This is a genomic window from Streptomyces sp. W16, assembly GCF_033194735.1.
GTDB lineage: Bacteria > Actinomycetota > Actinomycetes > Streptomycetales > Streptomycetaceae > Streptomyces.
On sequence record NZ_JAWOAI010000410.1, the window covers coordinates 1 to 9,089 of the forward strand.

The following is a 9,089-nucleotide window of genomic DNA, read 5'->3' on the forward strand; positions in this document are numbered from 1 at the left end:
CGCCGACCTCGCCGCCGCCAAGTCCGGGCGCGCGGGCCGCCGTACGGCACTCGCGTCGTTCGTGCAGTTCACCGACCTGCACCTGATGGACACCCAGCACCCGCTGCGCCTGGAGTACCTGCGCTCGACCGACAAGCACGCCTGGCGCCCGCACGAGGCGCTGACCGTACAGGGCGGGATCTCGCTGGTCGAGCGGGTCAACGCGCTGCGCGGCGCCCCGGTGACCGGCTCCCCGCTGCACTTCGTGATGACCACCGGCGACAACACGGACAACAACGCGAAGTCCGAGCTGGAATGGTTCATGAAGATCATGAGCGGCGGCCGGTTCACCCCCAACACCGGTGACCCGCGCCACTACGAGGGCGTCATGAACAGCGGCCTCAAGCTGTACTGGCAGCCCGACTCCACCCTGCGCGACGGCGACAAGCAGGTCGGCTTCCCGCACCTCAAGGGCTTCCTGGCCGCTGCGATCCGCGAGGTCCGCAGCCCCGGCCTCAACCTGCCCTGGTACTCCACGGTCGGCAACCACGACGCGCTCCCGCTCGGTTGCTTCGGCTCGCACGCGGACCCGTACCTCACCGAACTCGCCATCGGCGGCAAGAAGTTGATGACCGCGACCGCGGCCGAGGCGAAGAAGCTGCAGAACTCGATCCGGGACGCCAAGGACCCCAAGGGCACCGGCTACCGCGACTTCCTCAAGGCGCACGCCCGCTCCGCGCGCTCGATCACGCCGGACGAGAACCGCGCCCCCTACACCTCCGCCGAGTACCTCAAGGCCCACCTCGACCCGGCCTACCAGGGCCTCGGCCCGGTCGGCCACGGCTACTCCTCCGCGAACGTCGACGCGGGCACGCAGTACTACGCGTTCCGCATCGCCGACGACGTGATCGGCATCAGCCTCGACACCACGGACGCGGGCGGCCACTACGAAGGGTCCATCGGGGCAACGCAGTTGAGGTGGCTGGACAAGACACTGCGCGACAACAAGGACTCGTACGCGGTGATCTTCAGCCACCACACCAGCAAGACGATGGACAACACCCGCCCCGACCCGGCGCACCCCACCGAGCGCCGCTACGAGGGCTCGGCGGTCGTCGCCCTGCTCGGCAGCCACCCGAACGTGCTGGCTTGGGTCAACGGCCACATCCACCGCAACGTCATCACCCCGCACGCGGCGCCCGACGGCCGCAGCTTCTGGGAGATCTCCACCGCCTCGCACGTCGACTACCCCCAACTCGCCCGCGTCATCGAGCTGGTGGACAACAAGGACGGCACGCTCTCGGTCTTCACCACGCTCGTCGAGTCCGCGGCCCCGCACCGCACCGACTTCTCCGACCTCACCCAGACCGGCCTCGCGGCTCTCTACCGCGAACTGTCCTACAACGCACCGGGCTCCAGCACGGCGCTGGGCGGCGACGCGAAGGACCGCAACACCGAGCTGATCCTCAAGAAGGGCTGACTCTGAAGAAGGGCTGAAACTCACTCAACTGACGTACACCGGAGCAACCTTCGCTCCCGACCACCGTGTCCCTCCCCCCGACCGAGCCGAACCAGGCTCAACGAAGGGGGAAGACATGGCAGTTCGTGCCGTAGTGATGGGTGCGACGGCGGTGGCGCTGTCGGTCGCACTGGCGGGGCCCGCGCTGGCGGCGGAGCCCGCCGGCAAGGACCACACGGCGACCCGGGAGGCACTCCGGGCGGCCGTGCAGGACGGCGTTCCCGGCGTGACGGCCACCGTGCGGGACGGCGGCACCACCTGGTCGACGACAGCCGGTGTGGGCAACCTCCGCACCGGCAAGCCGCGTTCGGCCGACGACCGGTACCGGGTGGGCAGCATCATTAAGGCCTTCGTGTCGACGGTGCTGCTCCAACTGGAGGCGGAGGGCCGCCTGTCGCTCGACGACACGGTGGAGAAGTGGCTGCCGGGCGTGGTCCAGGGCAACGGCAACGACGGCGGCGGGATCACCGTCCGCCAGCTCCTGAACCACACCAGCGGCATCTACAACTACACGGAGGACGACGACTTCGGCCGCACCTACTTCCTCAAGGACGGCTTCTTCCAACACCGTTACGACACGAAGACCCCGGCCGACCTGGTGGCGATCGCCATGGCCCACAAGCCGGACTTCGCGCCGGGCACGTCGTGGCACTACTCCAACACGAACTACGTGCTCGCCGGGATGGTCATCCAGAAGGTCACCGGTCACTCGTACGCGACGGAGATCCGCGACCGCATCATCAACCCCCTGCACCTGAGGGCGACTTCGCTCCCCGGCACGAAGGTGACGGTTCCGAGCCCGAGCAGCCACGCCTACAGCAAGCTGGCGGAGGAGACGACGGGTCCGACGTACGACGTCACGAAGCTGAACCCGTCGCTGGCCTCGTCGGCGGGCGAGATGATCTCCAGCTCCGCCGACCTGGATCGCTTCTACGGCGCGCTGTTGGGCGGAAAGCTCCTTCCGGCGGAGCAGCTCAAGGAGATGCAGACGACGGTGCCGGCGGGCGACAGCCCGACCACGCGCTACGGCCTCGGTATCTCCGACATCAAGCTGCCCTGCGGTGTCCATCTCTGGGGCCACGACGGAGGTATCCACGGCTCGTCTTCGGCGGTGGTGGCGACGCCGGACGGCCGCCACTCGCTGGCGTTCAACTTCAACGGGGACTGGTCGGGGGACGCGGGGGCGGTGGTGGTGGGGGAGTTCTGCGGTAGGTAGGGGTTCACTTGCGTAAGTGGAACAGCGTTCCGTATGGTTTTCCGGAACGCTGTTCCACTTATTTGGGGAGAGTCATGCACTACCGCACGCTTGGCCGCACCGGCATCAAGGTCAGCCCCTACTGCCTGGGCGCGATGATGTTCGGTGCCATCGGCAACCCGGACCACGACGACTCCGTCCGGATCATCCACAAGGCGTTGGACGCGGGCATCAACTTCGTGGACACCGCCGACGCCTACTCGCGCGGCGAGTCCGAGGAGATCGTCGGCAAGGCGCTGAAGGGCCGCCGCGACAACGTCGTACTGGCCACGAAGGCGCACCTCCCGATGGGCGACGACCCCAACGAGCGCGGCAATTCGAGGCGTTGGCTGGTCCGAGCGCTGGAGAACTCCCTGCGCCGCCTCGGGACCGACCACGTCGACCTGTTCCAGATCCACCGCCCCGACCCGGACACGGAGGTGGAGGAAACCCTGTCGGCCCTCACCGACCTGGTGCGCGCAGGCAAGGTCAGGGCGATCGGCACGTCCTCCTTCCCCGCGTCGGACATCGTCGAGGCGCAGTGGGTGGCGGAGCGACGCGGCCTGACCCGCTTCCGCACGGAACAGCCGACGTACTCGATCCTCAACCGGGGCATCGAGCGCGAGGTACTGCCGGTCTGCGAGCGCTACGGCATGGGCACCCTGGTCTACAGCCCCCTCGCCGGCGGCCTCCTCACCGGCCGCTACCGCAAGGAGCAGCAGGCCGACACCCACCGTTCCGCTTTCGGCTTCAAGCACCTCGCCGACGAGCAGCGCCTCGACACGGTCGAACAGCTCATCGCCCTCGCCGAGAAGGCGGACCTCCCGCTGACCCACCTGGCCATGGCCTTCGCGATCGCCCACCCCGGCGTCACCTCGGCGATCATCGGCCCCCGCACGATGGCCCACCTGGACGACCTGCTCGCCGGCGCGGAAACCGTCCTGTCGGACGAACTCCTCGACGAGATCGACGAGTTGGTGCCGCCCGGCACAGACGTCGGCACACTCGACATGGCGTACGCCCCGCCGGCCGTCCAGCGAACGGCGCTGCGCAGGCGCGCACTTGGGGAACGTACCGCTGCCTGACCAGCCGTCTCTCAGTCGTGCCGACCGCCGAACGTACCCCAGCGCAGGTCGAGTTGGTCTCGCAGAGCGGTGTCGCCCGTCGCGGTGAGGCGGATCGCGCGGTCGGAGCCGATCCGTTCGATCCATCCGGCGTCGAAGAAGCGGCCGCAGACAGCCGCTCCGGCGGCCCCGGCCAGGTGCGGGCGGCGCTCGGTCCAGTCCAGGCAGTCGCGCACCATCGGGCGGCGGGCCCGACGCAGTGCCTCGGTGTCCACGCCCACCTCCCGCAGCCAGGTCAGACCGGTGGAGGTCAGCGTCAAGCCGTCGTCCCAACTGAGCATGCCCTGACTCGTCATCGCGTCGGTGATCGCGACGCCCAACGCTCCGGCGAGGTGGTCGTAGCAGGTCCTGGCGCGGGCCAGGGCCGCCCGCGTCGTCGCGGTGCGCAGCGTGTGCCGGCGCTCGGCCTGAGGCGGAGCGTGCGAGGCCAGTGTCTCGATCAGCTCGGCGATGTCGGTGCCGGCCAGCCGCAGGTAGCGGTGCCTGCCCTGACGTTCCTCGGCGAGTACGCCGGCCGCGACGAGCAGGTTCAGGTGCTCGGTGGCCGTCGAGCGGGCGACACCGGCATAGCGCGCCAGCTCGCCCGCGGTCCAGGCGCGGCCGTCGAGCAGCGCCACGCACATCGACGCCCGCGTGCGATCGGCGAAGACCGCGGCCAGTTCCGCCATTCCGGGGGCCGCGTCCACATGAACACTCATGCCTCCCACTATCCACGCCAACGGTTCGGCCGGCACCGAACAGTCCGGCCAGCACGATGAGCCCATGACCCTGACAGACGAGGGCGCGCACCGCGTCATCACGCCCGGCATCCTGTACTTCGGCACGCCCGTCGTGGTCCTGTCGTCGGAGAACGCGGACGGTACGGCGAATCTCGCGCCGATCTCCTCCGCGTGGGCGCTGGGCGATGTCTTCCTCCTCGGCCTCGGCGCGAACGGCCACACCGTCGACAACCTCAGGGCCCGGCCGGAACTGGTGATCAACTTCCCGTCGCCCGACCAGTGGAAGCAGGTCGAGAGCCTCGCCCTGCTCACCGGCGCCGATCCGGTCCCCTCCGGCAAACCGCCCGGGTGCCGCTTCGCCCCGGACAAGTTCGGCGCGGCCGGCTGGCACCCGACTCCCTCAGAACTGGTGCGCCCGCCGAGGATCGCCGAGTGCCCGGCCCAGATCGAGGCCACGGTCAGCAGCCTGCGGCCCGACGCGTCGGATCAGTTCGTCGTAGTCGAGGCCAAGGCCGTCCGCGTGCACGCGGAGCCCGCCATCGTCATCGACGGCACGTCCCATATCGACCCGACCGTGTGGAGCCCACTGATCTACAACTTCCGCCACTACTTCGGCCTCGGCGCGCGGTTGGGTCGAGCGGGCCGGGCGGAGTACTGACGGGGAGGGGAGGGGAGGGGAGGGGGAGGGGGAGGCGTGGAAGTGTGACAGTGGGAGGCGAAGTGTCACGCTTTCGCGGAGTGGGTCTCCTGGCGGAGGTGGGAGAGGAAGGGTTCCCAGGCGGTCGCGGGGAGGAGCAGGGCGGGGCCGGTGGGGTTCTTGGAGTCGCGGACCGCTATGCCGGTGGGGCGCAGTCGGGCGGCTTCGATGCAGTTCTGGCCCGCGTCACTGTAGGAGGACTTGAACCAGGCTTGTTCCGGGGCGAGTTCGACGCAGTTCTGGCCCGTGCCGTCGCTGTACGAAGACTTGAACCAAGCCTGGTCGGGGGCGAGTTCGGAGGCGGTGGGGTGCGTGGGCATGGACCTACAGCTCTCGTTCTAGTCGGTGCAGGAAGTCGGGCGTGTCCTCGGGAGGTAGCGCCGATGCTGTCATGGCGTCGAACCGGCGGATGAACCGGTCGACTTCGCGGCGCTTGTCCGACGTGTGGGTCGCGCCCCAGGCGCTGTCGATCTGGACCCTCGGCGGGAGGTCGTCCCCGAGGTCGAGGATCGCGAAGTCGTTTGTCGAGCGGTAGCCGGCTCTGAACGGCAGGATCTGGATGGCGATGTGGTCCCAGGACGACATCGTCACGAGCTTTTCGAACTGGTCGCGCTGCACCTCGTCACCTCCCACCGGGTAGCGCAGGGCGGCCTCGCCGAGGATGACGCGAAGCTTGACCGGGTCCTCCCTGGTGAGCACCTCCTGGCGTCTCATCCGCAACTCCACACTACTGCGCACAAATTCGGAGGTGTTCTCCTCGACCGGCTTGTGTGCTTCGAGGAGTGCGTGTGCGTAGGCCTCGGTCTGCAACAGGCCGTACACCAGAGTCGGGTGGTACGCCCGCATGCTGCGTGCCTCCGGCTCAAGCCCCACGAATGTCGGCATCCCGGTCGGCATGGGGAACTGGGTCAGCCAATCACGTTGCCCGGACTCCCGGTTGAGGTTGGTCAGCGACTCGATGATGTCTTCGTCGGTGACGCCGTACTTGTCCAGCAGCTTCCTCAGATCGCCGACGTTCCGGAAGTTGAGGGCGCCGGTCTCGATTCTCAGCAGTGTTGCTTCGGAGATGCGCAGTCCCTGTACCGCTTGCTTCCGTGTGAAGCCGCCCCCGCGGTCGCCCAGACCGCAGCCTTCACGTAACTGACGTAGCTGAAGGCCAAGTTCGAGTCGCTGGCCGGTCCGCCCGCGCTTTGCCGCCATGTGCACCATCCGTGTGCCGTTGTGCGTGTCGCCTGTTCGCGCGAGCCGAGTGTGACACGGCGTATGCGCGCTGTGCAGCTGCTTGTGCAGATCCGGGCATAGTCCAATTCCAACTTCCCTGAAATTTCTGAGGAGTTTCGATTGCAGCTCGATGCGCAGTCTCGCCACGGTAGTCGGGCACCCCCCACCCGAAAGGAGCACTCCATGCACCCCACCCTCCTCACCCCCGACTGGTCCATGAGCTACCCCATGACCCCGCGAAGCGTCCGCCTCGCCCGTCTCCACACCCGCCGCCGCCTCACCCTCTGGAACTGGCCCGGCGACATCGACGACGCCGTCCTCGTCACCTCCGAGCTCGTCGCGAACGCGGTCCGGCACGGCAAGGTCCCCGGACACGAGGTCTGGCTGCGGGTCGCCGTAGACGAAGAAGAGAACTCCGCGCTGACGATCGACGTATCGGACCCGGTACTGGAGTTCCCCGTGGTCAGCCAGGCTCCCGGAGGGGAGAGCGGGCGCGGGCTTCTGGTCGTTTCCGGGGTCTCCGAGTCCCTCGACTGGTTTCTGCGGGGCGACGTCGGCAAGACGGTCCGCGCCCGGCTCGCGACCAATTGACCCCGGGATAACCAACCGGACCCAGACACGAGACGCCCAGTTCATTCCGACGAAATGTCCGTGCCGCCTCATAACGGCTAACCCGCTGTTCACGGGGATGGCTCGATTCATACGCAAGGCGGGTGGTCGTGTGCGCGCTAGACACGAACTGCACGTGCTGTCGGTCTACGAGGGCTTCTTCTCCGGAGGAGCCCGAATCGTCCACAGCGACGTCATCATGGGTCTGGTGGAGGGCGGCCAGCATCATTCGGTGCTGAGCATCCACGGAGAAGTACACCGAGAAGCAACCCGGCAGGCGATGGAGAACGATGCCTGCTATCAACAGCTGACCGCGGCCGGGGTCGGGGTCTCCACCCTCGGCCGTAGTTTCGGCGGCGGTGAGGGCCAGGTCAGTACCGGCTTCACCGGCCCCGAGCTGGCCGACGTGGCCCGCGCCCTGGCGGACGCCGATGTCGTCCTGTCGCTCAAGGAGCAGCCGCTCACCCTGCTCAACCAGGCGGGCCTGCCGCGCCGCCCGGTCGTCGTGTGCCTGCACCGTTCGGACCCCGAACACCAGGGCGCCGCCCTCGACGAACTGAAAACCGCCATCGCCGACGGCAAGGTCGTCGCCGCTGTCTGCTGCGCGGAATCCACCCGCGACGCCTACCAGGCCGCCGGCATCCCGCCCGAGGTCCTCCACGTCATCCCGAACGGAGTGGATCTGCTGCGCTTCCGGCCCGACCCGGCCCGGCGGCTCGCGTTCCGTGCCTCCCTCGGCATCCCGGACACCGCACCCGTCGTGGTGTTCGCCGCCCGCTACGCCACGATGAAGAACATCCCGCTCTTCCTCCGCGCCGCCCACGAGTGGCTACGACGCGAACCCGCCGGCCACGTCGTCATGTGCGGCACGGGCATGACCGACAACCAGCCCGCCCTCTCCGCCGACATCGACTCGGCCTTCGGAGCGGACCGGGAACAACTCACCGGCCGGCTCCATCTCCTCGGTGTGCGGCGGGACATGGAGACCGTCTACGCCGGGTCGGACGTCGTCGCGCTGACGTCGTCCTTCGGTGAGGCCGCGCCCCTGTGCCTGATCGAGGGCATGATGTGCGGGGCCGTACCCGTCGCCACCGACATCGGCGACAGCGCGTCCATCGTCGCCGGGCACGGCATCATCACGCCCCCCGACCCGGACGCCGTCGCGTCGGCCTGGACCGAGGCGGTCCTCGGCCGCGCGGAGTTCGCCAAGGCCCACGCCCGCAGCCGCGAACGCTTCAGCCGTACGCGCATGATCGCCTCCTACGCCGCCCTCATCGACGGCCTCCACACCAGCCACACGACCACCAACGCGACCCCGCCACCCCTCCCCGAACCTCTGTAGACCGAACACGCACGGAATACACGAACACATGAGGAGGGACCACCGACCCCCCGGTGGCCCCTCCTCTCCCCTCCTGATCCCGCCCCGGTCCGTCACTACCGGGGCAGCACCACGACATACGCGGCGGGATCGCGGTCCGCCGCCGCCATCAGCGCCGTACGGACCACCGCCGCCTGCTGCTCCAGCCCCTCGCGGAGCTTCCTGGGGGTGATGTGGACGACCGTGATGCCGAGCCGTTCCAGGTGCTCGCGCTTGCGGGCGTACTCCGACCACAGCGCGTCCTCGTCCTGCCGGGGTGCGCGGGTGTCCAGCTCGACCGCCACCGCCTGCTCGGGCCAGTACGCGTCCAGGCCGCCCAGGTGCGGGCCGCCGGGCAGCCGCAGGTCGACGTTCCACACCGGGTCGGGGAGGCCGTACTCGCTCACCATCCGGTAGAGACGGTCCTCCGCGATCGCGCGGCCCTCGGCCAGCAGCGAGTCCACCGCGTCCACCACGTGCGGGCGGCCCAGCAGCTTTGCGTCGTTCAACTCCCGTACCACCGAGGCCGGTTCGCAGTGGCCGCCGCGGACCGCCTCGGTGAGCAGCCGGCGGACCGCGTTCGCGTCCGACAGTCCGGCCACCGCGTCCGCGACGGCACGCGGCACC

Annotated in this window: 9 protein-coding genes and 1 pseudogene; 6 read left to right on the top strand and 4 right to left on the bottom strand. The window is 68.9% G+C overall.

The window, feature by feature from the left end; translation table 11 throughout:
• From R6V09_RS38035 to R6V09_RS38045, 3 genes are all read left to right on the top strand, one after another.
• Positions 1-1,459, top strand: a 1,459-nt coding sequence (locus R6V09_RS38035) for a TIGR03767 family metallophosphoesterase (RefSeq protein ID WP_317886045.1), incomplete at its 5' end; no start/stop codon positions are given.
• A 115-nt stretch (positions 1,460-1,574) separates the two neighbouring features.
• Positions 1,575-2,714 carry a serine hydrolase domain-containing protein gene (locus tag R6V09_RS38040; RefSeq protein ID WP_317886046.1) on the top strand — a complete coding sequence of 380 codons (1,140 nt, stop codon included), beginning with the start codon at positions 1,575-1,577 and terminating at the stop codon, positions 2,712-2,714.
• Between the two features lie 74 nt (positions 2,715-2,788).
• The gene (locus tag R6V09_RS38045) at positions 2,789-3,817 is read left to right on the top strand and encodes an aldo/keto reductase (RefSeq protein ID WP_317886047.1); all 1,029 of its coding nucleotides are present in this window, start codon (positions 2,789-2,791) and stop codon (positions 3,815-3,817) included.
• 11 nt (positions 3,818-3,828) lie between these two features.
• Here the strand turns inward: R6V09_RS38045 and R6V09_RS38050 are convergent, their stop codons facing one another.
• Positions 3,829-4,554, bottom strand: coding sequence for an ArsR/SmtB family transcription factor (locus tag R6V09_RS38050; RefSeq protein WP_317886048.1), 726 nt, complete (start codon positions 4,552-4,554; stop codon positions 3,829-3,831).
• A gap of 64 nt (positions 4,555-4,618) precedes the next feature.
• Between R6V09_RS38050 and R6V09_RS38055 the strand changes: the two genes are divergently transcribed.
• On the top strand, positions 4,619-5,233 hold the full coding sequence (locus R6V09_RS38055) for a flavin reductase family protein (protein WP_317886049.1): 615 nt from the start codon (positions 4,619-4,621) through the stop codon (positions 5,231-5,233).
• 65 nt (positions 5,234-5,298) lie between these two features.
• Here R6V09_RS38055 and R6V09_RS38060 read toward each other — a convergent pair whose 3' ends face one another.
• Complete coding sequence (locus R6V09_RS38060) at positions 5,299-5,592, bottom strand: DUF397 domain-containing protein (RefSeq protein WP_317886050.1); 294 nt, start codon at positions 5,590-5,592, stop codon at positions 5,299-5,301.
• A 4-nt stretch (positions 5,593-5,596) separates the two neighbouring features.
• Complete coding sequence (locus tag R6V09_RS38065; RefSeq protein WP_317886051.1) at positions 5,597-6,640, bottom strand: helix-turn-helix domain-containing protein; 1,044 nt, start codon at positions 6,638-6,640, stop codon at positions 5,597-5,599.
• Between the two features lie 36 nt (positions 6,641-6,676).
• Between R6V09_RS38065 and R6V09_RS38070 the strand changes: the two genes are divergently transcribed.
• A complete protein-coding gene (locus R6V09_RS38070; RefSeq protein WP_317886052.1) occupies positions 6,677-7,084 on the top strand; it encodes an ATP-binding protein in 408 nt (135 codons plus the stop codon).
• A 154-nt stretch (positions 7,085-7,238) separates the two neighbouring features.
• Positions 7,239-8,444 carry a glycosyltransferase gene (locus R6V09_RS38075; protein WP_317886053.1) on the top strand — a complete coding sequence of 402 codons (1,206 nt, stop codon included), beginning with the start codon at positions 7,239-7,241 and terminating at the stop codon, positions 8,442-8,444.
• A gap of 95 nt (positions 8,445-8,539) precedes the next feature.
• Here R6V09_RS38075 and R6V09_RS38080 read toward each other — a convergent pair.
• Positions 8,540-9,089, bottom strand: a pseudogene (locus tag R6V09_RS38080) (hypothetical protein); the annotation flags it as partial.